The organism is Nocardioides sp. (assembly GCF_014360585.1).
Lineage (GTDB): Bacteria > Actinomycetota > Actinomycetes > Propionibacteriales > Nocardioidaceae > Nocardioides.
This window is the reverse complement of record NZ_JACIXG010000044.1, coordinates 1-22,774: the sequence shown is the minus strand read 5'-3', so window position 1 is coordinate 22,774 and position 22,774 is coordinate 1. Positions and strand designations below refer to the sequence as shown.

Sequence of the window (22,774 nt, the reverse complement as noted above, 5' to 3'; positions counted from 1 at the left end):
TCAGCCGGCCAGGGCTCGCTGCGCCCCTTCGAGGCGACTCGAGACGGTGCCGTCGATGACGTCGTCACCGATCGATACCTTGATGCCACCGACGACAGCCGGGTCGACGACCACGTTGAGGTGGACCTCGCGGCCGTACTTCCTCGCCAGTGCTGTCGCCAGACGGGTGGTCTCGGCCTCCGAGAGCGGAGCCGCAACGCGGACGACCGCGGTGCCCTCGCCTGCGACGGATGCCGCGACCTTCTGGTATTCACCGAGAGCGGCCGATGCGGTGCGGTAGGTGCCCGCCAGCGCATGCTTCGTCAGGGTCACGGTCGCCGGAAGCGCCTTGCCCGCGAGCAGCGTGTCGACCAGCGCGGCCTTGTCCTCGGTCGCACGGGCCGGGTCGGAGAGCGCGTCGCGCAGCTCCGGCGTCTCCTGCACGGACCGCTGGACCGCGAAGAGCTCGTCAGCGAGGCGGTTGGCCTCGCTGCCGGCGCTGCGGACCGCCGCGATCTCGCTCAGTCGCTCGACCGCGTTGCTCAGGTCGCCGGCGCGCGTCCAGCGGTGCTTGACCGCCGACTCGAGCACGCCGAGGGCCGTCGCGTCGACCTTCCCGCCGAACAGCTCACCGATGAGGCCGGTCTTGGCCTCCTTTGGCACCGACGCGTCGGTGACGTAGCGGCGCAGAGCTGCTTCGGCGCGGAAGGTCTGGGAGACCTCGAAGAGGGTGTCGGCCGCCTTGGCCGCCGCCTCAGGAGAGGCGGAGACAGCGGTCTTCAGCTCCTCGGTCAGGGCGGCAACTGCGTCGGCCGACGCTCCACGGAAGTCCATCAGTGAACCCCCGCCTCGAGGTCGGCGAGGAACCGCTCGACCACACGGCTGGAACGCGCGTCGTCGTCGAGGGACTCGCCCACGATACGACCGGCGAGACCGGTGGCCAGCGAACCGACCTCGGTACGCAGCGAGGTGACCGCCGCCTGGCGCTCGGCCTCGATCTGCGCCTTGCCGTGCTCGACGATGCGAGTCGACTCGGCCTGAGCCTGCTGACGCATCTCGGCCACGATCGCCGCGCCCTGCTCGCGAGCTTCCTCACGGATGCGGGACGCCTCGTGGCGGGCCTGCGAGAGCTGCTCCTCGAGCTGGGCGAGCTTGGCATCTGCCTCGGCCTGCTTGGCCTCGGCGTTCTGGATGCCGCCTTCGATCGCTGCGGTTCGATCGGCGTACGCCTTCTCGAAGTTCGGAACGATGAACTTGGAGATCCCGATGTAGAGGATGGCGATGACGATGAAGCCGAGAATGATCTCCGGAACGTGCGGAACGAGAGGGCCGGGCCCTTCCTCCGCTGCCATTACCTGGGTAAGGATCATGTCGAAACCTCAGTAGCTCCCCGGTATCAGGGCTGGAGGACGAAGGCGAGGGCGAGGGAGATGATGAAGAACTGCTCACACAGAACGAAGCCGAAGATGGCGATCGTCTGCAGGCGGCTCTGAGCCTCCGGCTGGCGGGCAACGCCGGCGACGTACGCCGCGAAGATCAGGCCGACGCCGATGGCCGGGCCGATCGCAGCGAGGCCGAGGCCGACCATGTTGAGGGTGCCCAGGGCGATCTCCATGGGTTTTCCTTTCGGGTTGTTGACGCCTGATGCGTCAGTTGTTGTGCGTCGTGGGTTTGGTAAAGGTGCTTCGGAGCTCAGTGCTCGTCAGCGATTGCCTGGCCGATGTACATGGCCGAGAGCAGGGTGAAGACGTAGGCCTGCAGGAACATGATCAGCATGTCGAGGAAGCTCACCGCGATGCCGATGATGAACGACAGCACACCGGCGGAGACACCGATGACGGCCGGCGAGTAGTGCAGGATCAGGTAGGCGCCACCGATGGAGAACAGCGCGAGCAGCAGGTGGCCGGCGAACATGGTCGCGAAGAGACGCAGCGCGAGCGTGAACGGCCGGACGATGATGTTGGAGAAGAACTCCAGCGGCACCAGGATGATCAGGATCGGACCGCTGATTCCGGACGGCACCGTCTGGTGCTTCAGGTAGCCGAAGAAACCGTGCTTGGCGATCCCCACGACGTTGTAGATCAGCCAGGTGAGCAGCGCGAGCGCCGTCGGGTAGCCGATGTGGGACATCGTCGGGAACTGGACGAACGGGATGATCCCGTAGAAGTTGTTCACCAGGATGAAGAGGAAGATGGTGAACAGGTAGGGCACGAACTTCATGAAGTCGTGCGAGCCGATGTTGTCGCGGGCGATGCTGTTGCGCACGAAGCCGTAGGCGTACTCACCGACGAACTGCAGGCGCCCCGGAACGACGGCCGCCTTGCGCGACATGGCGTAGAACAGGGCGAAGGCGATCACGGCCGACAGGACGACAAGGATCGTGACCTTGGTGATTGCCCAGTCGCCGGACCCTACGATCGGCGGCAGGTTGAAGTCCGCGGGCCCCGGGATGTGGGGCTCCGGTGCGGACGCCAAGACACTGGCGGCAAGCGACTTCACGCTGTCTCCTGTTTCTTCGAAACTTACGATTCTGGGGGGCGAGCCCTACGGCTCAGGTATCATCCCGGCGGCCACCCCCGACGGCCCGGACGATATCAGGCGTTACTGGCGAGTCATGAGTCTGCCCCCGGCAGGTCGAAGAGCGGGATCCGCTCCCGTCGCACCAAGAAGGCGAAGGACGTCGTCCAAGCGATGGTGACCACGACGACCAGGAGCGCAGCCGAGCGAACGACAACACTCTCAGTCTGGGTCGAGAGCACCAGCAGGAAGGCGAACAACAACAGCCCCTGAAGGGTGAACACAGCGAACGATCCCGGAAGTGACATTGCCGGCGACTTGCCGGCGATCCAGAACATCGCCCAGGTGCCGGAGCCGAGGATGACCAGAGCAGCGACCGCGCCGATCGCGGCGCCGGCCAGACCGGAGGTCCCGGCAACGAAGAAAGCCACCACGAGTGCCGCGAGCGCAGCGGCACCAGAGACTGCGGCAGAACCTCGCAGCACCATGGTCTTGCTGGTTGCGGTCGTCATCGTCGGCGGCCGTTCTCTCTGGGGGCATTTCACGCGTTCAGGAGCGTATCCTCAACGCTCGTGAAAACTATCACAAGCGGGTTTGGGTGCCCTAATTGATCGATCAAGATCGACTGATCGACTCGTCCTCCCACTGCTTCCAGACTTGAGCTCCGACCTCGGCCAGGTCGATCCCGCGCTGACGGTGCTTGTCCGCCACCTCGTCGTACCACTGCTGCATGGCCTCGCTGAAGCCAGCGTCCCGCATCAGGTCGAACCGACTCAAGCGGCCTGCCAGGTACTTCTGGATCTGACCCACGAGATGGGCGTCCCGGGTGCGCTCGAGGAGTGCTCTGGCAGTCTCGTCGAACAGTTCCCGTCCCATCACGCTGCCCCGTTCACGTCTGGCGCGGTCCAGCTCGGCACCTCGGGAAACCGGATGTCTTGATTGAAGCGCGCAAGCTGCGCGAATCCGGCAACAAGCTGCTGCGCTGCAGCGAATGCGAAGTCGAACGCGGCCTTGTACACCATGACGTTCGTGAGCAGTTTGGACAGCGCCGCCGGCGTCACCGTGTTCAGTGCTGTCGTCAGCACATTCGCCAGGCTCGTCGGCTGGGGGATGGTGTCCACCAGCAGCTCAAACGCATCGTTCATCGCCTCGACGGCAGCCTTGTAAGCCAGTGACTCCGCTATCAGTCGCTCCTGATACGCACTGAACCCGACGCCGCTCTCGTACACGACGCCTCGTACCTTCTTGAAGTACTCGCGCGCGGCGTTAGAAGCGTTGCCCTCCCACTTGCCATCGAGGCCCTCGATGATTCCGTCGATATCCCAAACAATGTCGGTCATCGTCTGGGTCGCCATCTCCAGCGCGCCCAACGCATCGCCCACCTTGGTCCAGTCGCCGCTCAGCTCGAACTTCAGCTTCTTGATGGGATCCTGGATACCCAGCTTCTCCAAGGCGCTGCCAACCCATTTGAACTCAAGCATGTAGTTGATGCTCTTGCTGATGCTGACGAACTGGTCGTACTGGTCCAAGCTTCCCGTCGGCCCCTCCTTGAACTTCGAGGCGTACTCATCTTCGTCGATCCCGGGGCTGGCGAATGAGCCGGTCCCGGGCCGGGCGATCTCCTTCATCAGGCCATCAGCCCGGCGGGCGACATCGATGTCGGTGTTCTCGTAGTCTCGGGCGATCGCACGCAGCGTGTCGACGACTCCCTCCATCATTCGGCGGTATTCGCCTGTTGCCCCGTACGAGTCGAGGAGCGCTTCACGAATCCCTTCGACTTCAGAGGCAATCTCACTCAGCACAGTGGAATCGTGAGGCACATGCATCCAGCTGGACGCGGCGTTGCGAATGTAGTCCGCCTTGTCCGACAAGCTCTCGAAATCCCAGGCGGCCGCCCGAATGGCCGCCGGCTGCACAACAAAGCCGTCCACCTGAAACCCCACTCAGTCCGAGATATCGGTCAATTGACTGACCGAGCGCGACCCAGTCTGCATCGACCTCTCGACCGTGACAAGGGCAATGAGTCCGCGCGAGTCAGCGGGGTTGGTTCTCCAACGGGGTGAGCTCCTCGGGGACCTCGAGGAGCTTGTCGGTGCGCTCGCCGCGGATCTTGGGGAGGACGAAGGTGAGCAGCACGATGAGGGCGGTGGCGACGATGACGCCGCCGATGACGACCGGGCCGCGGTAGAGGGTCACGAAGACCGATCCGAATGACATCAGGCCAGCCCAGAGCCACATGATCAGCACGGCACGACGCTGGGAGTGGCCGATCTCCAGGAGGCGGTGGTGGAGGTGCTTCTTGTCCGCGGCGAAGGGGGAGCGTCCGGCGCGGGTGCGGCGTACGACGGCCAGCACCAGGTCGACGAGTGGCACCACCAGGATCGTCAGTGGGAGCAGCAATGGCAGGAAGGTCACCAGGAGCGCGGTGGAGGCGTCGAAGGCGTTCACGTTCAGACCGCCAGCGCTGTAGGAGCCCGAGAGGGTGACCGCGCTGGCGGCGAGGATCAGACCGATCAGCATCGAGCCGCTGTCGCCCATGAACAGCCGGGCGGGATGCCAGTTGTGGATGAGGAAGCCGGCGCAGGCTCCGGCGAGCGCGACGGTCAGCAGCGCCGCAGTCGAGGCGCGGCCGATGTCGTTGATCCGGGTGAACTGGTAGCAGAACAGGAACAGCGCCAGCGCGCCGATACCGACGACTCCCGCGGCCAGACCATCGAGACCGTCGATGAAGTTGACCGCGTTGACAACGGTGATCACCACGAGCCCGGTGAGCAGAGCACCCTGGGCGGGGTCGATCGAGAACTGGGTGCCGTCGGGGAACGTGATCAGGTTGTACTGCAGGTTGAAGCCCACCAGGATCGCGGTGGCCAGCACCTGCCCGCCCAGCTTGGTGAGGGCGTCGAGCTCGAAGATGTCATCGACGACACCGACCACGCAGATCAGCGCGCCGGCGAGGATCACCACGCCGGTGTCCTCGAGCACGAAGTCCGCTGCATCGGCCAGGAACGGCAGCTCGCGGGCGACCAGGTAGGCCGCCACCAGGCCGCCCAGCATCGCGACGCCGCCCATGTAGGGGATCGGAACGGCGTGTACGTCGCGGTCGCGGACCTTCGCGACGGCCCCCGTGCGCATCGCGATCTCGCGGGCGACAACGGTGAGCAGGTAGGTCACCACGGCGGCGACCAGGAAGAGGAGGACGTAGGCGCGCATCAGGCCTCTGTGTCGGCGTCCGTGGCGGGGGTGTCGGTCTCGGTCTCCGCAGCGGGATCCGGGTCGCCCGGCCGACGGATGGCGACATCGTGCTCGGCGAGGATCTCGTTGATCCGGTCGATGCTGATCGCGCCCTCGCGGAGGATCTTAGGCTCGTCACCGGTGGCGGAGACGATCGTGGACGCCTCCCCGACAGGCGACTCGCCGCCGTCGAGGATGGCCTTGACCATCTTGCCCAGCATCTCCTCGGCCTGGTCGGCGTTGGTGGCTGCCGGCTTCGTGGTGCGGTTGGCCGAGCTGGTCGCCAGCGGCCCGACCCGGTCGATGATCTGCCGCAGGATGTCGGAGTCGGGGATGCGTACCGCCACGGTCTGGCGGGCCTCGCCCAGGTCCCACTGCAGCGACGGCTGCTGGTGGAGCACGATCGTCAGCGCCCCGGGCCACAGCTCCTCGGCGAGGCTGCGCGCCCAGTCGGGGATCCTCGTCGCGAGGGCGTCGAGGGTCGCTACGTTGGAGATCAGCACGGGCGGCGGCATCGCGCGGCCTCGGCCCTTGGCGGCGAGCAGGCCAGCCACCGCGCCCTTGTCGAACGCGTCGGCGGCGATGCCGTAGACCGTGTCGGTCGGCACGATCACGAGCTCGCCTGCCTGAAGGGCGGTCACAGCAGCATCGATCGCCTCGGTCTGCTCGTCCTCGGTCGCGATCGGGTAGCGCTCAGTCACAGTGCTCATGTTGCCAGTTGCGCGGTCGTGAAGCGCGGACGCCCTGCCAGATCGCGATGATCGCGCACGTCGTGCCATCTTCCCGTGCTGCTGAAGACGGCCGGGGCGCCGCCGTCGGCGCCCTCCGGACCCTGCTCGTCGGCGTGCTCGAACCCGACCACGCCCCCGGGCTTGAGCAGCTCGGCGGCCCGTCGTTCCAGCACGCGGATCGCGTCGAGGCCGTCCTGCCCGGAGAAGAGGGCGAGGTCGGGGTCGTGGTCGCGCGCCTCCGTGGCGACGGACTCCCAGGCCTCGAGAGGGATGTACGGCGGGTTGCAGACGAGCACGTCGACGGTGCCGTCCAGCTCGCTGAACGCGTCGGCCATGTCGCCCTGCCGCAGGTCCACGCCGGTGCCGGTCAGGTTGCGTACGGCCCAGGGGTAGGCATCCTCGGAGAGCTCGACCGCGTGCACCTCGGCACCCGGGACCTCGTCGGCGATGCTCTTCGCGATCGCTCCCGACCCGGTGCAGAGGTCGACGACGACAGGCCTGTCGATGGCCGTGGCTCGGTCGATCGCCCAGCCGGCGAGCAGCTCCGTCTCCGGCCGGGGCACGAAGACGCCGGGCCCGACGGCGAGCTCGACGTGTCTGAAGTACGCCACCCCGGTCAGGTGCTGCAGCGGCTCGCGTTCCGCACGGCGGGCGAGCAGGCTCGCGTAGGCCTTCTCCTGATGCTCCGCGACGTCGTCGACGAGGAAGAGACGGTTGCGGTCGGTGTCGAGGACGTGGGCCAGCAGGATGGCCGCATCGGCATCCGGGCTGTCGACGCCGGCCTCTTCGAGCTGCTTTCGGGCACTTGCCAGAAGGGTGCGCGGGGCGGTCATGGGCAACTGCTCCTGAAATGTGTTAGTCATGCTCTACCCGGCTGAGGGTAACGTTCGGGCGCTTCAACAGTTCTTCGGGTCATGACGGGGGACGCGGGAATGGCCGCACCCTCGTCGGGCACTGTGCTGCCCCACCACCGCACCCGAGATCCCCCCTGGAAGGAAACACCACCCCATGAAGTGGCCATTGCTGCTTGCACTCATCCTCGTCCTCGCCTCCCTGATCTGGTTCTTCTTCGGACGACCGATCCGCAAGGACGCCAAGACCGCAGATCCAGCCGAGAAGGCCGCGGATGCTCCCGCTGCTGAGACTCCGGCCGCCGAGGTCGCTGACAGCAAGACCGCCGACGAGACCACCGAGTCCGCCGCGGACACCGAGGCCGACACCGCTGCGGTCGTTGCGGAGGCCGAGAGCGTCGTCGCTGCCGCCGCCGACACCGAGGAGCCCGTGGCCGAGGAGGCGGCGGCTGCTCCCGTCGACATCGAGCCGGAGGTCGTCCCGGTCGCCGAGAAGCCCGCCGCGACCGACGGCGCTCCCTACGCCGGCGCGGTGCTGCCTGCTGCGGACGGAACCAGCTCGGATGCCGCGTACGACATCAAGGGCAGCAGCGGGAAGAAGTACCACACGACGGCGAGCCCCTACTACAGCCGTACGAAGGCGGCCGTCTACTTCGACACCGAGGAGTCGGCCGAGGCCGCCGGCTTCATCGCAGGCTTCAAGAAGAAGGTCGACGCCTGATCGTCTCGGCCCAAGAGCTCGAAGGTCGCAGCCAGCAACGGCTGCGACCTTCGACTTTTCCCGCAGGGAGTCAGGACTCCAGGCTGGCCAGACGGGCAGCCAGATCGGCGTCCACCGCGCTGGCGATCACCGGCTCCAGGTCGCCGTCCAGGACCTGGTCCAGGTTGTAGGACTTGTAGCCGGTGCGGTGGTCGGAGATGCGGTTCTCGGGGTAGTTGTAGGTGCGGATGCGCTCGGAGCGGTCGACGGTGCGCACCTGGGAACGGCGGACGTCGGAGGCTTCCGCGTCGGCGGCGTCCTGGGCGGCCTGGAGCAGGCGCGAGCGCAGCACGCGCATCGCCTGCTCCTTGTTCTGCAGCTGCGACTTCTCGTTCTGCATCGAGACGACGATGCCGGTGGGGACGTGGGTGATCCGGACCGCGGAGTCGGTGGTGTTGACCGACTGGCCGCCTGGGCCCGAGGAGCGGTAGACGTCGATGCGGAGGTCGTTGTCGTTGATCTCGACATCGATGGGCTCGGCCTCGGGAACCACGAGGACACCGGCGGCCGAGGTGTGCACCCGGCCCTGCGACTCGGTGACCGGGACCCGCTGGACACGGTGCACGCCACCCTCGAACTTGAGCAGCGCGTAAGGGGCGCGGCCGGGCTCGGTGCTGCCCTTCGCCTTCACCGCGACGGTGACCGACTTGTAGCCGCCGAGGTCGGACTCGTTGGCATCGAGGAATTCGAGCTTCCAGCCCTGGTGCTCGGCATAGCGGGAGTACATCCGCAGCAGGTCGCCGGCGAACAGCGCCGACTCCTCGCCGCCCTCCCCCGACTTCACCTCGAGGATGGCGTCCTTGTCGTCGGTCGGGTCGCGGGGCACGAGCAGCCGACGCAGCCGCTCCTCGGCGACCTCCCGCTGGGGCACCAGCGCCTCGGCCTCCTCGGCGAACGAGGCGTCCTCCCCCGCCAGCTCACGGGCGGCCTCGAGGTCGTCACCGAGCTGCTGCCAGGAGTGGTAGGCGTCGATGATCGAGCTCAGCTCGGCGTACCTCTGGTTGAGCTTCTTCGCCAGGCGCGCGTCGGCGTGGGTCTCGGGCTCGGCGAGCCGCTTCTCCAGCCCTACGTGCTCTTCGATGAGCCCTTCGACCGCATCAAACTGCATTGTCTTGCGCCTCCGCTTCGCTCCGGCGGGACATCTCCGCCCGGGAGTGGGTGTTCAAACCGTGTGGTCGCTGAAATACGCCAACGCCGGCCCCCGCGGATGCAGGGGCCGGCGCTGGGAAGCAGCTACTTGCTGCGCTTGCCGAAGCGAGCCTCGAAGCGAGCCACGCGACCGCCGGTGTCGAGGATCTTCTGCTTGCCGGTGTAGAACGGGTGGCAGTTGGAGCACACGTCGGCGCGGATAGCGCCCTCGTTCACGGTGCTGCGGGTGGTGAACGAGTTGCCACAGGTGCAGGTGACCTGGGTGTCGACGTAAGTCGGGTGGATCTCGGGCTTCATGAGGTTCCTCTCAAGACATTGGGCCCCGGGTCGCCGCCGCAGGTTGCGGGACGTGAACCGGCACCGAGGATTCAGTGTATGTGAACGTCTGGGGCCGCCAATAATTCCCACCGCCTGCGGAACCGCGAGGCACGAGCGGCTCCGCACGAAGGCGGGATCGAGCGAGCCTCACCCCGGCGAGCTTGCTCGCCGGGGTGACAGGCGGGTCGAGATCCACGCCTCAGCTCTTGGCGACGCCGTTGAGCAGCACCATGTTGGTGGCCGACCCGGCGACCTTGTCGACCAGAACCGATGCGGCCTTAGCGCCCTCGAGCGTGGCCAGGGAGGCGCGCAGCTTGCGCACCGCGTCGCCCTCGCCGCCGGTGAAGAGCAGGTCGTCGCGACGGGTGCCGGAGGCGTTGACGTCGACGGCGGGGAAGATCCCGGCCTCCGCGTACGCCTCGCTCAGTCGCAGCTCGGAGTTGGCGGTGTCCTTGAACGCCTCGAAGATGATCTCGTCGGTCTTCGAACCGGTCTCGACCGCGGCCGTGGCGAGGATGGTCAGCGAGCCGCCGTCCTCGACGTTGCGGGCCGCACCGAAGAACCGCTTGGTCGGGTAGAGCGCCGCGGAGTCGACGCCGCCACCGAGGATCCGGCCCGACGCCGGGACCGAGAGGTTGTACGCCTTGCCCAGGCGGGTCAGCCCGTCGAGCAGGACGACCACGTCGTGGCCGAGCTCGACCAGGCGCTTGGCCCGCTCGATGGCCAGCTCGGCCACCACGGTGTGGTCGGCCGGCTGCCGGTCGAAGGTGGAGGCGATGACCTCGCCCTTGACGCTCCGCTCGAAGTCGGTGACCTCTTCGGGGCGCTCGTCGACGAGCACGACCATCAGGTGGCACTCGGGGTTGTTGGCGGTGATCGCGCCGGCGATCGCCTGCAGGACGGTGGTCTTGCCGGCCTTCGACGGAGCGGAGATCAGACCGCGCTGGCCCTTGCCGATCGGGGAGACCAGGTCGATGATCCGGCCGGTGACCGGGTCGGTGCCGCCCTCGAGGCGCAGCCGCTGGTCGGGGTGGACCGGAGCGAGCTTGTCGAACTCGACGCGGTGCTTGGCGACCTCGGGGTCGGCACCGTTGACCGAGTCGATGCGCACCATCGGGTTGTACTTCTCCTTGCGCTCGCCCTCGCGGGGCTGGCGCACCTGACCGACGATCGCGTCACCACGGCGCAGGCCGAGACGCTTGACCAGCGACAGGGAGAGGTAGACGTCGTCGGGTCCGGGGAGGTATCCGGAGGTGCGGACGAAGGCGTAGTTGTCGAGTACGTCCAGGATGCCTGCGGCGGGCACCAGCACGTCGTCCTCGAGGACGGTCGTGTCCGGCTCGCCACGGCCGGGGCGGTTGCGGTCGCGGTCACGACCACGGCGGCGGCGGTTGCGGCGGCTGCCGCCCTCGCCGTCGTCATCGCCGGAGTCGTCGGCCTGCTCGGCCGGCTTCTCCTTCTGGGCTTCCTCGTTCTTCCGCTCGGCGGCAGGCTGGCCGGACTTGGCCGGTCCCTTGCCCTGACCGCCGGCGGGCTGGCCGCCCTGACCGCCCTGGCCCCCGGTCTTGTTCTGGCTCTGGTTGCGCTGGCGGCGTGGGCGCTGGCCGCCCTCGTTGCCGGCGTCGGCAGCCTCGGCGGACTTCTCCGCGGGCTTCTCGGCCTTCTCGGCCGGTTTCTCTGCAGGCTGCTTCTCAGCGGTCTTCGCCGCCGGCTTCTCAGCGGCAGGCTTCTCGACGACCGGCTTCTCGACAGGCTTCTGGGCCTTCTCGGTCGCGGGCTTCTCGACGGCGGGCTTCTCGACTGCAGGCTTCTCGACGGCAGGCTTCTCGGCCTTCTGCGCCGGCGCCGACTGCGCACGGTTGCCCTGGGCGGCCTTGATCGCGTCGATCAGCTGGGCCTTCTTCATCGAGTTCGCCCCGGCGATGCCCATCCCGTTGGCCATCGCCTTGAGATCGGCGAGGAGCATTCCGCCAAGGCCACCACGCTTCTTCGGGGCGTTCGGCTCCGGAGCGGTGGATTCCATGGTCTCAGTCACGTGAGTCCTTTCCCACGTATCGCCGATCGGCGTACGACACCGACGGCTCGTTTGTCAGAACCCCTGACGGGCCGACGCGCGCCAAACGAAGTGGCACGGCACGAAAGGGGGATCACATCCTGAATGCCTGAACGGCCAGATGTGGATCCAGGCTAACACGCACAGCACCCATGACAGCAGGGGCCCGGACGGCAGTTCAGAGGATGCGTACGCCGTCCATGTCGACGCTCAGCGCATGGCAGCTCCAACCCGCCGGACAGCGGGCGGTGAGCTTGGTCGTCTCCGCCGACTCCACGCCGCTGCTGAAGGCCAGGACCGTCGGTCCGGCACCGGAGACGATGGCCGCGACGCCGTCGGCGCGCAGCTCGTCGACCAGGGCGAGCGACTCCGGCATCGCGGGTCGGCGGTATTCCTGATGGAGGAAGTCTCGGGTGGCACGGTGCAGGTGCTCCGGCGCGTCGCTCAGGGCCGCGACCAGAAGGGCCGTACGACCCGCGTCGGCCGCCGCGTCCGAGTGCGGGACCGTCTCGGGCAGCAGCCCACGGGCGGTCTTGGTCTCGACACCGGTCGCGGGGACGAAGACGACGACGCTGACCCTCGGGTCCACTGCGGTGCGCACCGCAAAACTGTGCCCCTTTGAGCCTGTCGGCGGGGCCTCGTCCTCACCCGCGATCGTGAAGCCGCCGTAGAAGGCAGGCGCGACGTTGTCGGGGTGGCCCTCGATCTCGGCAGCCGTCTGGAAGAGCGTCTCGTCGTCGAGGATCAGCTCTCCCCCGGCGACCAGGGCCCGAGCCAGCACCAGGCCGCCGACGATCGCCGCCGAGGACGACCCCATCCCGCGGGCATGCGGGATCTGGTTGCGGCAGTGCAGCCTCAGCCCGGCCGGCTGCTTGCCGATGATCTCGAAGGCGGCTCGCATGGAGCGTACGACGAGGTGGGACTCATCGAGCGGGACCGTGCCCTCGCCCGCACCCTCGACGGTGACCTCCAGGCTCCCGGCGGCCCGGTCTGTCGAGAACACCTCGCCGGTGAGCTCGTCACGCAGGTCGAGCGCCAGCCCGAGCGAGTCGTAGCCGGGGCCGAGGTTGGCGGAGGTGGCCGGGACGGTGACGGTCACCGGGCCTTCTACGAAGGTCATCGTTGCTACTACGCGAGCCCGGCTGCGGCCGCCGCGGCCTCGAGGTCGGCGTCGATGACGATCTCGGTCAGCTCACCGAAGAACTCCAGCGCGGTGGCGGTGTCCTTGAGGCCGTGACCGGTGACGGTGATGACGGTGGTCGCTCCGGCGTAGGGCTCCCCCGCCTGGAGGTCGGCGAGCAGGCCCGCGACACCCGCCGCCGAGGCGGGCTCGACGAAGACGCCGTCGTTGCGGGCGAGCTGGGACTGGGCGGAGAGGATCTGCTCGTCGGTGAGCGCGCGGAACCGGCCACCGGACTTGGCGGCCGCGGCCTCGGCGAGCTGCCACGAGGCCGGGTTGCCGATACGGATCGCGGTCGCCTTGGTCTCGGGATGCTCGACCGGGTGGCCGAGCACGAGCGGCGCCGCACCCTCGGCCTGGAAGGCGCGCATGACCGGGGTCTTGGTGGCGTGGCCGGCCGCTGCGTACTGCTCGTAGCCGAGCCAGTAGGCGGACAGGTTGCCGGCGTTGCCGATCGGCATCAGGTGGTAGTCGGGAGCGTCGCCGAGGCGGTCGACCACCTCGAAGGCAGCCGTCTTCTGGCCCTCGAGCCGGATCGGGTTGACGGAGTTGACCAGCGCGACCGGGTAGTTGTCGGCGAGCGCGCGGGAGAGCTTGAGGCAGTCGTCGAAGTTGCCGCGTACCTTCACCACCTCGGCGCCGTGGACCAGCGCCTGGGCCATCTTGGCGGCGCTGATCTTGCCGTTTGGGACGAGTACGACCGGGGTGATCCCGGCCTTGGCGGCATAGGCGGCCATCGAGGCACTGGTGTTGCCGGTCGAGGCGCACACGACGGCCTTCGCGCCCTCGTGGACGGCGACGGAGATGGCCGCGGTCATGCCGCGGTCCTTGAACGAGCCGGTCGGATTCTGGCCCTCGACCTTCAGCCACACCTCACCCTTGGTGGCGCTGGAGAGCCACTCGGAGTGGACCAGCGGGGTGCCGCCCTCGCCCAGCGTGACCGCCGGGGTGTCCTGGGGGATGTCGAGGAGGGTGCGATACTCCTCGATCACGCCGCGCCATTGGCTGGTTGTCATCAAACTGCTCCTTCTACGCGCATCACCGAGGCGACGTCGCGGACGTACTCCATCTCGCGCAGGTGCTGCACGGTCGCCGCGAGCGCGGCGTCGGGGGCTTCGTGGGAGACGACGACGAGCTGGGCGTCCTCGCCACGTCCTTCTTGGCGGACGGCCTTGATCGAGACGCCGTGCTCGGAGAAGGCGGTCGCGACGGCGGCGAGCACGCCGGCCTTGTCGGCGACGTCGAGGCTGACGTGGTAGCGGGTGACGGTCTCCCCCATCGGGCGCACCGCGCGGGCGGCGTAGGAGGACTCGCCGAAGCTGCGGGTGCCGAGGACCTTGTTGCGCGCGATCGTGACCAGGTCACCGAGGACGGCGCTCGCGGTGGGTTCCCCGCCCGCGCCCTGGCCGTAGAACATCAGGTCACCGGCCGAGGCTGACTCGACGAAGACGGCGTTGTAGGCGCCGCGTACGGTCGCCAGCGCGTGGCTGCGCGGGATCATCACCGGGTGGACGCGGACCGAGACGTCGTCGTCATCGAGCTCGGCGATCGCGAGCAGCTTGACGACGCTCCCCATGGCCTTGGCGGAGGCGACGTCACCGGCGGTCACCTCGGTGATGCCCTCGCGGTAGACGTCGCTGGCGGTCACCCGGGTGTGGAACGCGAGCGAGGCCAGGATGGCGGCCTTGGCGGCGGCGTCGAACCCCTCGACGTCGGCGGTCGGGTCGGCCTCGGCGTAGCCAAGCTCCTGGGCTTCGACGAGAGCCTCCTCGAAGCCGGCGCCGTAGGTGTCCATCTTGTCGAGGATGTAGTTGGTGGTGCCGTTGACGATGCCCATCACCTTGGTGACGTGGTCGCCGACGAGCGAGTCACGCAGGGGACGGAGGATCGGGATCGCACCGGCGACCGCGGCCTCGTAGTAGAGGTCGGTGCCGGCCTTCTCGGCGGCCTCGTAGAGCGTCGGGCCGTCCTCGGCGAGGAGCGCCTTGTTGGCGGTGACGACGCTGGCGCCGCTCTCCAGGGCCTCGAGGATGAGGCCGCGCGCCGGCTCGATGCCGCCGATCACCTCGACCACGAGGTCGACGTCGTCGCGGGCGACCAGGCCGTGCGCGTCGGTGGTGAGCAGCTCCGCAGGCACCTCGACGTCGCGGGGTGCGTCGAGGCGGCGTACGGCCACGCCTCTGATCTCCAGGGGGGCACCCACTCTGGCGGCGAGATCCGCATCGCCCTCGAGCAGGAGCCGGACCACCTGGGACCCCACCACACCGCAGCCGAGGACGGCGACGCCCAGGGGCTCGACGGCGTGCGTGGTCGTCTTGTTGCTGCTCACGCGCCAAGGGTATCCGGGACAGGCTCCCGGGTCCGACTTCCGCTCTAGGCGCGGACACGTCCGGAGGGTTGTGAAGCTGAGAGTGGCCTATAGGCCACTCTCAGCTTCACAACTAGCTGGGCCGAGTCACCAGGACGACCTTTCCCGTCGTCTCGCGGTTCTCGAGAGCGGCGTGGGCCGCCGAGGCCTCGGCGAGAGGGAACGTCGATCCGACATAAGGCCTCCGCGTGCCGTCCGCGGCGGCCTCGAGCGAGGCCCGTTCGAACTCCTTGATCCGGCCCAGGACCCGGGGTCCGAGGATGTCGATGATCGTCGCGCCGCCCTCGTAGCCGTCCTGGTCGGCGGAGAACCGGACCATCCGGCCCTCGGCCTGCAGGTGGGCATAGACCTGCCTGGGTACGTCACCCCCGAGCCCATCGAGGAGGACCGTGATCCGCGGCTCCTCGGCGCGAAGCCGCTCCAGCCAACCGTCTTTGCGGTAGTCGACGACCGTCTGCGCACCGAACCCGCGGGCGATCTCGAGCTTGGCGTCCGAGCCCGCGAGCCCGACCGCACGAGCGCCCGCGTTGCGGATGCCCTGGAGCAGGATCGCACCCATGCCACCGGCTGCCGAGGTGACCACGACGACGTCGTCGGGCGTGATCTGGGCGTCCTCGAGCACAGCGGCCGAGGTGCGTCCGGTGCCGATCGCGGCCACGGCGTCGGCCGGCTCCAGGCCGTCGGGGCGGAGGTAGAGCTGCTTCTCGTCGGCGACGGCGAGCTCGGCATAGCCGCCGCTGCTCCCCACACCGAGATGGGCGACGACCTTCGCGCCCCGCCAGACCTCGTCGACGCCATCGCCGATCTCGTCGACCACCCCGGCAACCTCACGACCAGGAGTCATCGGAAGCTCCGGGCGCGGCATCGTCGGCGGCAGGTTGCCCGCTCTGATCGAGGTGTCGAGACGGTGGACACCGGCGGCCTCCACCTTGATGCGTACCTGGCCCGGCCCTGGTGTCGGATCCGGCACCTTCTCGATGCGCAGGACCTCCGGGCCGCCGAACTCGTGCTGTCTGATCGCTCTCATACGGCGAGTCAACATGCTCAAGCTGACTTGAGGTCAAGGTTTTTCGGGAAGACCTCAGGCGAGCTCCGGGATCGGCCGGAGAACAGCGGCGACATCACGCGCGAGGCGTACGCGCCGGAGCAGCTCCTCCGCGTCCGGCTCCACGTCGGTGGTGACCGTGATGGCGTCGTTGCGGGCCACCACCCACAGACGCTCGTCGACGACATGGCTGGCGAACCGGGACAGCGACCGGGCGTGCTCCTCGTCCGCCGCGATCACGGCCCCGTCGGGAGTGGTCACGCTGGTCTTGGCACGGAACTCCGGCGGGAAGAAGACCGGCGTCGGCACCCGGCCCGTGCCGGTGTTGCCGGAGCCCGGCGAGAGCCCGATCATCGCGGCCGTCTTGGGCAGGTGGGCGGGGACCCGCACCACCACCCAGCGCGCCGGACGCCAGGAGCCTTTCCCCGGGGACGCCTTGCCGTGCCAGTACTCGACCAGGATCCCGTCGCAGGAGCCGTCGACGACGAGGTCGCAGCGCTCGGCGCGTACGTCGGTGCCCAGCACCTCCCACCGAACCGGCCGCTGCGCCGCGGCCTTGCCCGTCACCACCGACCAGCCGAACGTCTGCGCGGCGCGGGTCACGCTGTCGCGCCGCTCCTTCGTCATGCGGGCGACAGAGGTCCGCGGCGCCTGCGACGGCGCCGCGGCTCCATCTGAGTAGGCGCCCCTCGGCATGCGCTCCATCGTAAGCGCCCGCACCACCGGATTTCGGGAAGGCGAAACCGAATTTCTTGATTACGAGGTTTGATGGGTGGGTGCTGTTCCCCAACGCCGACCTCGAACGCATCCGCGCCGGTGAGATCGACCTGGCCTTCCGCCGCTGGAAGCGTCCGATGCATGTCGCCGGCGGGCGCCAGCGCACGGGGATCGGTGTGGTCGAGTTCGTCGCCGTGTCCCCGACGACCTGTGATGCGCTCACCGACGAGGACGCCCGCCGGGCAGGTACGACGCTCCCCGACCTGCTGACGTTCCTCGCCCGCAAGGACGGGGAGGTCTACCGGATCGAGGTGCGTTACGCCGGCGACGACGAGCGGATCGCGCTACGCGCCAAGCGCCCGGGCAAGAAGGAGACCGCCGCACTGGTCTCGAAGCTGGCCGACATGGACCGGCGCAGTCGCCGGGGTCCGTGGACGCGGGAGCACCTCGAGCTCATCGAGGCCCGCCCCGGCGAGCTCGCCGAGACCATCGCGGCCTCGATCGGGCGTGAGAAGAAGCCGTTCAAGGCCGACATCCGCCGCCTCAAGGAGCTCGGTCTCACCGAGTCCCTCCCGGTTGGCTATCGCCTCTCGCCGCGCGGGCGGGCGGTGCTCCGGGCGCTTCGATCGGGCTGAGCCGTCACCCCCGGCGGCCGAAGCGTCACTCCGGTCGGCCGAATGGGCATCGACGCGACCATTCGGCCGACGCAACTGACGTCTCGGCCGACGTGATCGACGTCTCGGCTGGGCCTAGCCCAGGTCGGTGGCGAACAGGTCGGCCTCGGTCTCGCGCCGGACGATGACGCGGGACTCCCCGTCGCGGACCGCGACGACCGGGGGCCGCAGCGCGTGGTTGTAGTTGGAGGCCATCGAGCGCCCGTAGGCACCCGTGCCCGGCACGGCGATCAGGTCGCCGGGAGCGATGTCGCCGGGAAGGAACTCGTGCTTGACCACGATGTCGCCGGCCTCGCAGTGCTTGCCGACGACGCGACCCAGGACGGGCCCGGCGGCCGAGGTCCGGCCGGCGAGGGTGGCGGAGTAGTCGGCGTCGTAGAGGGCCGTGCGGATGTTGTCGCTCATCCCGCCGTCGACGCTGACATAGGTCCGGGTCACGCCGCCGTCGAGGGCGACCTCCTTGACCGTGCCGACCGTGTAGACGGTGCACATCGAGGGCCCGACGATGGCCCGGCCCGGCTCGATCGAGAGGTGGGGCACCGCCAGACCGAAGCCACGGCACTCGTGCTCGACGATCGCGGTCAGCTCCTCGGCGAGCGCCTTGGGCGTCGAGGGGTCGTCCTGGGTGGTGTAGGCGATGCCGAAGCCACCACCGAGGTCCATCTCGGGCAACTCGGTGCCGAGCTCGTCGCGGATCCGCGCCTGCAGCGCCAGCACGCGCCGGGCAGCGACCTCGAAGCCGGAGGAGTCGAAGATCTGGGAGCCGATGTGGGAGTGCAGCCCACGCAGCTCGACGTTCGGGGCGTCCAGGAGGCGGCGTACGGCCTCGAAGGCATCGCCGGAGGAGATCGAGAAGCCGAACTTCTGGTCCTCGTGGGCGGTGGCGATGTATTCGTGGGTGTGGGCCTCGACCCCGGCGGTCACTCGCACCATCACGCGGGCGGTGACGCCGGTCTCGGCGGCGATCGCGGCGACCCGCTCGACCTCGGCGAAGGAGTCGACGATGATCCGCCCGACGCCGGCGACGATCGCCCGGCGCAGCTCCATCGGCGCCTTGTTGTTGCCGTGGTAGCCGATCTTCGCCGGGTCCACCTCGGCACGCAGCGCGACCGAGAGCTCACCGTCGGAGCACACGTCGAGGCAGAGCCCCTCCTGCGCCACCCAGCGCGCCACCTCGGTGCAGAGGAACGCCTTGCCGGCGTAGTAGACGTCGTAGCCGGAGAAGGCGTCACGGAACGCGCGGGCACGCTCGCGGAAGTCGGCCTCGTCCAGGACGTACGCAGGGGTGTTGACGTTCGCGACGAGGTCGGGGATGGCTACGCCGCCGACGGCGAGGGCACCGGTCGCGTCCTTGGACGCAGTCGATGACCACAGCGCAGGCACCAACGCGTTGACGTCTTCAGGCTCCCGCAGCCACACCGGCGACGTACCGGTGAATCCACCGGGCGATACATGCGAGCTCATCCCCGCTCCTCTCCACGCCGAGTCGGCGCAAGTTCACGAATCGATCCGCCGAGTCGGCGCGTCCTGACACAGATCCCTGCCGAGTCGGCGCGTTATGACGAGCCGACTCGGCGCAAGAACTCGTCAGGATGAGCCGACTCGACGATTGTCACATCCGCTCCGGGGCGGAGACGCCGAGCAGCCCTAGGCCGTTGGCGAAGACGGTGCGGGCAGCGGAGACGAGCGCCAGCCGAGCCAGGTTGACGGGGGCGACCGGCTCGTCGCCCTTGGGCAGCATCCGGCATTCGTCATCGTCGTACCAGCGGTGGAAGATCCCGGCGGTGTCCTCCAGGTAGCGGGCGACCCGGTGGGGCTCACGCAGCTCGGCGGCGGTGGCGACCACGCGCGGCAGCTCGGCGAGCGCGCGCAGCAGCTCGCCCTCCCGCTCGTGGGTGAGCAGCGAGGGGTCGAAGGTGTCGAGGTCGATCTGCATACCGAGGTCGGCGGCGTTGGCCATCATCCGGCAGGTGCGCGCGTGGACGTACTGCACGTAGTAGACCGGGTTGGCGCTGTCGGCCTTCGCCCACAGGTCCAGGTCGATGTCGATGTTGGAGTCGCTGGAGTAACGGGCCAGCGCGTAGCGGGCCGCATCCACGCCGATCGCCTCGACGATGTCGTCGATGGTGACCACGGTGCCGGCGCGCTTCGACATCCGCATCGGCTGGCCGTCCTTGAGGAGGTTGACCATCTGGCCGATCAGGATCTCGAGGTTCTCGTGGGGGGTGTCGCCGAAGGCGGCGCACATCGCCATCATCCGGCCGACGTAGCCGTGGTGGTCGGCGCCGAGCATGATGAAGCACCGGTCGAAGCCGCGCTCGCGCTTGTCGAGGTAGTAGGCGAGGTCTCCGGAGAAGTAGGCGCCGTTGCCGTCGGCCTTGATCACGACGCGGTCCTTGTCGTCACCGAACTTCTCGGTCGCGAGCCAGATCGCGCCGTCCTTCTCGTAGACGTTGCCGAGCTCCTTGAGCTTCGCGATGGCGCGGTCCACGGCACCGGACTTGTGCAGGTTGTCCTCGTGGAAGTAGACGTCGAAGTCGACGTTGAAGTCGTGCAGGCTCTGCTTGATCTCGGTGAACATCAGGTCCACGCCGATCGCACGGAAGACCTCCTGCGGGTCATCGCTCTCGACCGCGCCCGGCTCCTTGGCGATGACCTGCTTGGCGATCTCCTCGATGTACGCCCCGCCGTAGCCGTCCTCCGGGACCGGCTTGCCTTGGGCCCAGGCCAGGAGCGAGCGTGCGAAGCGGTCGATCTGGCCGCCGTGGTCGTTGAAGTAGTACTCCCGGGTGACCTCGGCACCGCTCGCCTCGAGCACGCGGCCCAGCGCGTCGCCGACCGCGGCCCAGCGGACACCACCGAGGTGCAGCGGGCCGGTCGGGTTGGCGGAGACGAACTCGAGGTTGATGTTGTGTCCCGCGAAGGCCTCGTTGTTGCCGTAGGCGGCGCCGGCAGCGACGATCTCGCCCGCCACCTTGCCCTGGGCACCGGCCTCCACGGAGATGTTCAGGAAGCCCGGCCCGGCGATCTCGACGTCGGCGATCCCGTCGGTGGCCTTCAGCTTCTCGGCGACCTGTTCCCCCATCGCGCGCGGGTTCATGCCGGCCTTCTTGGCCAGCTGCAGCGCCACGTTGGTGGCGTAGTCGCCGTGCCCCTTCTGCCGGGGTCGCTCCACCGTGACAGTGCTCGGAACGCCGTCAGGAAGGGTGATCGCACCCTCATCGACGAGCGCGGTGAGGACATCGACGACCGCGGTGGAAAGCTGCTCAGGAGTCACGAGGTCCAGCGTATAAGCGCCAGTCGGTTTCACCGTTATCCGTCCCAGCCTGTAGGGTTCCATCTGCATCGCTCAGGCGGTGCACTGCCTCCGTAGCTCAGGGGATAGAGCGCCGGTTTCCGGTACCGTAGGCCGCAGGTTCGATTCCTGCCGGGGGCACAGACGAGACCGCTGGGTGACCAGCGGTCTCTCTCATTTCCCGCGCTTGTCGAGGATCGGCTCGACGGCGAGCACCGCGATCACGGCGAGGGTTGCAGCGACGGCCACACTCACCTCGCCGGCGCGGACGATCACGACGACGGCGGCTGCCGCGACGACGTACGGACGCAGGAACGTGCACGGTCCGAGGATGATCGCGGAGGCGAGGTATCTCAGCTCCCAGCGCAGGATGCCGTACGCCGCCAGCGCGACCAGCACGATGACAGCGAATGGCGCGATGATCAGCAGGAACAGGTCAGCGGACGATCCGTACGCCTGGAGGTCCTGCCCGAGGAACAGGTCGATCGCGAGGAAGGCGAGGGCCGGCAAGGACAGCCACGGGAACAGGCGGACCCCACGGAGCATGCCCGCGCGGTCCCCGTGAGCGTGGTCGATCAGCCCGCTGCGGCCCTGCGCGGAACGGAACCCGCTGAAGGCGGCGTCGAGGAGGCCGAGCAGCACGAGGACGATCAGGCTCATCGGCGCACTCCCACGAGCGGACGGAGTACGTCGAGCGCCTTCGGACGCCAGCGCGACCCTTCGCGCACCTCGGCGGCGTAGTCGGGCGCACCACGGCCTGCGGCCGCCAGCAGCGTCTCGGCCGGATGGGCCCGGCGTGCCGACATCACACCGTCATGGCGTGAGACCGCCTCACGCATCCGCGCCTGATGGAAGAGCCAGGCACCCATCGTCGACCACAGGCAAGGTGCGATGTCCCAGTGCGCGAACGCCGCGACCTCCAGCCGCGCCTGCGCAGCGAAGAACCCGTCCAGGTCCTCCGGCGCGAGATGGTGCATCAGCCCGCTGGACACGACCACGGTCCGCGTGCCGTCTTCGACCACGAGACCCGGCTCGAAGGCGTCGCCCGCGACGAACCGACACCTCAGCCCCTCTACCGCACTCAGCCGTGCCGCCTCATCGGCGAGCACCGGGTTGAGGTCGACACCGACCAGCTCGACATGCTCAGGGAGGTCCCCACGCACCGCGATCGCGCGCAGCACGTGCCCGAGCCCACAGCCGACGTCGACCACCCGCACCGGTTCGCTACCGGCAGGGAGCAACGTACGCACCACCGACGCCACCCGCCGGCCCAGCTGCAGCTCCTCCCCCAGCCGCTGCAGCTCGCGATGGATCCGCAGCCCGAGCGCGTCCGTCGCCTCTGCGTCGAGGACACCGTCCCGAGCAGGCAGCAGTGAGACGATCCGAGCCGCCTGCGGCTGCCCACGAGACCGCAGCAGCGCGACCGCGTCCTCCCGCACCACCGGCTCGCCCGAGCCTGACCAGAGCAGGTCGGTGATCTCCAACGGTCCCTCACGCATGGGCGAAGTCAACCAGCAGGCGGCCTTCGCCGCCTGCCGACGGACCGGATCACAGACCCTCGGCGAGCGTGTGCGCGACGAGGGCGTTGGCGTGACCGTGGCCGAGGGCGTACTCGCCCTTCAGGTGGGCCACGAGCTCCATGTGCTTGCTGCTCCCGTGGTCGCGGATGCTGAGCCACTTCTCCGGGGCTTCCACTCGGCGATCGGGCGGCCGTACTTCTTCTCGATGGACGGGAAGTAGGAGGCGGGGCCCTTCACCTGATCGGTCATCTCTGGTCTCCTTGTGCAAGCGTGGCGACCATCGCCACTCACCAAACGCGTCGAGGGAAGCATCACCATCTCGACACGGATCGACAACAGAATTCGGGAGACGTACGTGACCAGCTATCCCCCAGCCCCATGGCAAG

Annotated in this window: 26 protein-coding genes and 1 tRNA gene; 3 read left to right on the top strand and 24 right to left on the bottom strand. The window is 68.5% G+C overall.

Features of this window, described 5'->3' with window-relative positions:
• The 10 genes from H5T77_RS15420 to prmC all read right to left on the bottom strand — a co-directional run bounded on the left by H5T77_RS15420 (window position 1) and on the right by prmC (window position 7,291).
• Complete coding sequence (locus tag H5T77_RS15420; RefSeq protein ID WP_292650673.1) at window positions 1-813, bottom strand: F0F1 ATP synthase subunit delta; 813 nt, start codon at window positions 811-813, stop codon at window positions 1-3.
• A complete protein-coding gene (locus H5T77_RS15415) occupies window positions 813-1,349 on the bottom strand; it encodes a F0F1 ATP synthase subunit B (RefSeq protein WP_292650672.1) in 537 nt (178 codons plus the stop codon). Before H5T77_RS15415 ends, H5T77_RS15420 begins: the two co-directional genes overlap by 1 nt.
• 26 nt (window positions 1,350-1,375) lie before the next feature.
• Complete coding sequence (locus tag H5T77_RS15410) at window positions 1,376-1,594, bottom strand: ATP synthase F0 subunit C (RefSeq protein WP_292650670.1); 219 nt, start codon at window positions 1,592-1,594, stop codon at window positions 1,376-1,378.
• A 77-nt stretch (window positions 1,595-1,671) separates the two neighbouring features.
• A complete protein-coding gene (gene atpB, locus H5T77_RS15405; RefSeq protein WP_292650669.1) occupies window positions 1,672-2,478 on the bottom strand; it encodes a F0F1 ATP synthase subunit A in 807 nt (268 codons plus the stop codon).
• A gap of 113 nt (window positions 2,479-2,591) precedes the next feature.
• A complete protein-coding gene (locus H5T77_RS15400; protein ID WP_292650668.1) occupies window positions 2,592-3,008 on the bottom strand; it encodes a hypothetical protein in 417 nt (138 codons plus the stop codon).
• Window positions 3,009-3,111: 103 nt separating this feature from the next.
• Window positions 3,112-3,372 carry a hypothetical protein gene (locus tag H5T77_RS15395; RefSeq protein ID WP_292650666.1) on the bottom strand — a complete coding sequence of 87 codons (261 nt, stop codon included), beginning with the start codon at window positions 3,370-3,372 and terminating at the stop codon, window positions 3,112-3,114.
• Window positions 3,372-4,439, bottom strand: a complete 1,068-nt coding sequence (locus H5T77_RS15390) for a hypothetical protein (protein WP_292650664.1) — start codon at window positions 4,437-4,439, stop codon at window positions 3,372-3,374. Before H5T77_RS15390 ends, H5T77_RS15395 begins: the two co-directional genes overlap by 1 nt.
• Before the next feature lie 91 nt (window positions 4,440-4,530).
• Window positions 4,531-5,706 carry a glycosyltransferase family 4 protein gene (locus tag H5T77_RS15385; RefSeq protein WP_292650663.1) on the bottom strand — a complete coding sequence of 392 codons (1,176 nt, stop codon included), beginning with the start codon at window positions 5,704-5,706 and terminating at the stop codon, window positions 4,531-4,533.
• Window positions 5,706-6,437 (bottom strand): L-threonylcarbamoyladenylate synthase, encoded by a 732-nt coding sequence (locus H5T77_RS15380; RefSeq protein ID WP_366816630.1) that lies wholly within the window; start codon window positions 6,435-6,437, stop codon window positions 5,706-5,708. Before H5T77_RS15380 ends, H5T77_RS15385 begins: the two co-directional genes overlap by 1 nt.
• A complete protein-coding gene (gene prmC, locus H5T77_RS15375; RefSeq protein WP_292650662.1) occupies window positions 6,434-7,291 on the bottom strand; it encodes a peptide chain release factor N(5)-glutamine methyltransferase in 858 nt (285 codons plus the stop codon). Before prmC ends, H5T77_RS15380 begins: the two co-directional genes overlap by 4 nt.
• A 175-nt stretch (window positions 7,292-7,466) precedes the next feature.
• On the opposite strand from prmC, the gene H5T77_RS15370 reads away from it, so the two are divergent.
• A complete protein-coding gene (locus H5T77_RS15370) occupies window positions 7,467-8,030 on the top strand; it encodes a sunset domain-containing protein (protein WP_292650660.1) in 564 nt (187 codons plus the stop codon).
• 70 nt (window positions 8,031-8,100) lie between these two features.
• On the opposite strand, the gene prfA is transcribed toward H5T77_RS15370, so the two are convergent.
• From prfA to H5T77_RS15330, 8 genes are all read right to left on the bottom strand, one after another.
• Window positions 8,101-9,177, bottom strand: coding sequence for a peptide chain release factor 1 (prfA, locus tag H5T77_RS15365; protein ID WP_292650658.1), 1,077 nt, complete (start codon window positions 9,175-9,177; stop codon window positions 8,101-8,103).
• Between the two features lie 125 nt (window positions 9,178-9,302).
• Window positions 9,303-9,515, bottom strand: coding sequence for a 50S ribosomal protein L31 (gene rpmE / locus H5T77_RS15360; RefSeq protein WP_292650656.1), 213 nt, complete (start codon window positions 9,513-9,515; stop codon window positions 9,303-9,305).
• A gap of 220 nt (window positions 9,516-9,735) precedes the next feature.
• Window positions 9,736-11,571, bottom strand: a complete 1,836-nt coding sequence (rho, locus tag H5T77_RS15355) for a transcription termination factor Rho (RefSeq protein WP_292650655.1) — start codon at window positions 11,569-11,571, stop codon at window positions 9,736-9,738.
• Window positions 11,572-11,767: 196 nt separating this feature from the next.
• Complete coding sequence (gene thrB / locus H5T77_RS15350) at window positions 11,768-12,709, bottom strand: homoserine kinase (protein ID WP_292650654.1); 942 nt, start codon at window positions 12,707-12,709, stop codon at window positions 11,768-11,770.
• Window positions 12,710-12,717: 8 nt separating this feature from the next.
• On the bottom strand, window positions 12,718-13,785 hold the full coding sequence (thrC, locus tag H5T77_RS15345) for a threonine synthase (RefSeq protein ID WP_292650652.1): 1,068 nt from the start codon (window positions 13,783-13,785) through the stop codon (window positions 12,718-12,720).
• Window positions 13,785-15,098, bottom strand: a complete 1,314-nt coding sequence (locus H5T77_RS15340; protein WP_292650649.1) for a homoserine dehydrogenase — start codon at window positions 15,096-15,098, stop codon at window positions 13,785-13,787. The genes thrC and H5T77_RS15340 overlap by 1 nt, the downstream gene beginning before the upstream one ends.
• Window positions 15,099-15,210: 112 nt before the next feature.
• The gene (locus tag H5T77_RS15335) at window positions 15,211-16,164 is read right to left on the bottom strand and encodes an alcohol dehydrogenase catalytic domain-containing protein (protein ID WP_292650647.1); all 954 of its coding nucleotides are present in this window, start codon (window positions 16,162-16,164) and stop codon (window positions 15,211-15,213) included.
• Window positions 16,165-16,218: 54 nt separating this feature from the next.
• Window positions 16,219-16,878 carry a hypothetical protein gene (locus tag H5T77_RS15330; protein ID WP_292650645.1) on the bottom strand — a complete coding sequence of 220 codons (660 nt, stop codon included), beginning with the start codon at window positions 16,876-16,878 and terminating at the stop codon, window positions 16,219-16,221.
• Window positions 16,879-16,958: 80 nt separating this feature from the next.
• Here H5T77_RS15330 and H5T77_RS15325 point away from each other — a divergent pair, with 80 nt between their 5' ends.
• Entirely contained in the window at window positions 16,959-17,534 is a 576-nt protein-coding gene (locus tag H5T77_RS15325) for an ASCH domain-containing protein (RefSeq protein ID WP_292650643.1), read from the top strand.
• 114 nt (window positions 17,535-17,648) lie between these two features.
• Here the strand turns inward: H5T77_RS15325 and lysA are convergent, their stop codons facing one another.
• Both lysA and argS read right to left on the bottom strand, forming a co-directional pair.
• Window positions 17,649-19,037 carry a diaminopimelate decarboxylase gene (lysA, locus tag H5T77_RS15320; RefSeq protein ID WP_292650642.1) on the bottom strand — a complete coding sequence of 463 codons (1,389 nt, stop codon included), beginning with the start codon at window positions 19,035-19,037 and terminating at the stop codon, window positions 17,649-17,651.
• 148 nt (window positions 19,038-19,185) lie between these two features.
• Window positions 19,186-20,850 (bottom strand): arginine--tRNA ligase, encoded by a 1,665-nt coding sequence (gene argS, locus H5T77_RS15315; protein WP_292650640.1) that lies wholly within the window; start codon window positions 20,848-20,850, stop codon window positions 19,186-19,188.
• Window positions 20,851-20,936: 86 nt separating this feature from the next.
• Between argS and H5T77_RS15310 the strand changes: the two genes are divergently transcribed.
• A tRNA-Arg gene (locus H5T77_RS15310) sits at window positions 20,937-21,009 on the top strand.
• 33 nt (window positions 21,010-21,042) lie between these two features.
• Here the strand turns inward: H5T77_RS15310 and H5T77_RS15305 are convergent.
• The 4 genes from H5T77_RS15305 to H5T77_RS15290 are packed head-to-tail and all read right to left on the bottom strand — an operon-like array spanning window position 21,043 to window position 22,637.
• Entirely contained in the window at window positions 21,043-21,528 is a 486-nt protein-coding gene (locus tag H5T77_RS15305; RefSeq protein WP_292650639.1) for a hypothetical protein, read from the bottom strand.
• Entirely contained in the window at window positions 21,525-22,367 is an 843-nt protein-coding gene (locus tag H5T77_RS15300) for a class I SAM-dependent methyltransferase (protein ID WP_292650638.1), read from the bottom strand. The genes H5T77_RS15305 and H5T77_RS15300 overlap by 4 nt, the downstream gene beginning before the upstream one ends.
• Before the next feature lie 49 nt (window positions 22,368-22,416).
• A complete protein-coding gene (locus H5T77_RS15295; RefSeq protein ID WP_292650637.1) occupies window positions 22,417-22,509 on the bottom strand; it encodes a DUF4287 domain-containing protein in 93 nt (30 codons plus the stop codon).
• Entirely contained in the window at window positions 22,488-22,637 is a 150-nt protein-coding gene (locus H5T77_RS15290; protein WP_292650635.1) for a DUF4287 domain-containing protein, read from the bottom strand. Before H5T77_RS15290 ends, H5T77_RS15295 begins: the two co-directional genes overlap by 22 nt.
• Window positions 22,638-22,774: the final 137 nt, after the last annotated feature.

Bases quoted from the DNA above. Each gene is read 5' to 3' on its own strand.
- H5T77_RS15335 (WP_292650647.1), bottom strand. From the start codon at position 16,164: ATGAGAGCGATCAGACAGCACGAGTTCGGCGGCCCGGAGGTCCTGCGC.
- H5T77_RS15400 (WP_292650668.1), bottom strand. From the start codon at position 3,008: ATGACGACCGCAACCAGCAAGACCATGGTGCTGCGAGGTTCTGCCGCA.
- H5T77_RS15330 (WP_292650645.1), bottom strand. From the start codon at position 16,878: ATGCCGAGGGGCGCCTACTCAGATGGAGCCGCGGCGCCGTCGCAGGCG.
- thrC (WP_292650652.1), bottom strand. From the start codon at position 13,785: ATGACAACCAGCCAATGGCGCGGCGTGATCGAGGAGTATCGCACCCTC.
- H5T77_RS15295 (WP_292650637.1), bottom strand. From the start codon at position 22,509: ATGGAGCTCGTGGCCCACCTGAAGGGCGAGTACGCCCTCGGCCACGGT.
- H5T77_RS15380 (WP_366816630.1), bottom strand. From the start codon at position 6,437: ATGAGCACTGTGACTGAGCGCTACCCGATCGCGACCGAGGACGAGCAG.
- H5T77_RS15300 (WP_292650638.1), bottom strand. From the start codon at position 22,367: ATGCGTGAGGGACCGTTGGAGATCACCGACCTGCTCTGGTCAGGCTCG.
- thrB (WP_292650654.1), bottom strand. From the start codon at position 12,709: ATGACCTTCGTAGAAGGCCCGGTGACCGTCACCGTCCCGGCCACCTCC.
- H5T77_RS15420 (WP_292650673.1), bottom strand. From the start codon at position 813: ATGGACTTCCGTGGAGCGTCGGCCGACGCAGTTGCCGCCCTGACCGAG.
- prmC (WP_292650662.1), bottom strand. From the start codon at position 7,291: ATGACCGCCCCGCGCACCCTTCTGGCAAGTGCCCGAAAGCAGCTCGAA.
- H5T77_RS15410 (WP_292650670.1), bottom strand. From the start codon at position 1,594: ATGGAGATCGCCCTGGGCACCCTCAACATGGTCGGCCTCGGCCTCGCT.
- H5T77_RS15305 (WP_292650639.1), bottom strand. From the start codon at position 21,528: ATGAGCCTGATCGTCCTCGTGCTGCTCGGCCTCCTCGACGCCGCCTTC.
- H5T77_RS15290 (WP_292650635.1), bottom strand. From the start codon at position 22,637: ATGACCGATCAGGTGAAGGGCCCCGCCTCCTACTTCCCGTCCATCGAG.
- lysA (WP_292650642.1), bottom strand. From the start codon at position 19,037: ATGAGCTCGCATGTATCGCCCGGTGGATTCACCGGTACGTCGCCGGTG.
- H5T77_RS15415 (WP_292650672.1), bottom strand. From the start codon at position 1,349: ATGATCCTTACCCAGGTAATGGCAGCGGAGGAAGGGCCCGGCCCTCTC.
- H5T77_RS15370 (WP_292650660.1), top strand. From the start codon at position 7,467: ATGAAGTGGCCATTGCTGCTTGCACTCATCCTCGTCCTCGCCTCCCTG.
- H5T77_RS15395 (WP_292650666.1), bottom strand. From the start codon at position 3,372: ATGGGACGGGAACTGTTCGACGAGACTGCCAGAGCACTCCTCGAGCGC.
- prfA (WP_292650658.1), bottom strand. From the start codon at position 9,177: ATGCAGTTTGATGCGGTCGAAGGGCTCATCGAAGAGCACGTAGGGCTG.
- rpmE (WP_292650656.1), bottom strand. From the start codon at position 9,515: ATGAAGCCCGAGATCCACCCGACTTACGTCGACACCCAGGTCACCTGC.
- H5T77_RS15385 (WP_292650663.1), bottom strand. From the start codon at position 5,706: ATGCGCGCCTACGTCCTCCTCTTCCTGGTCGCCGCCGTGGTGACCTAC.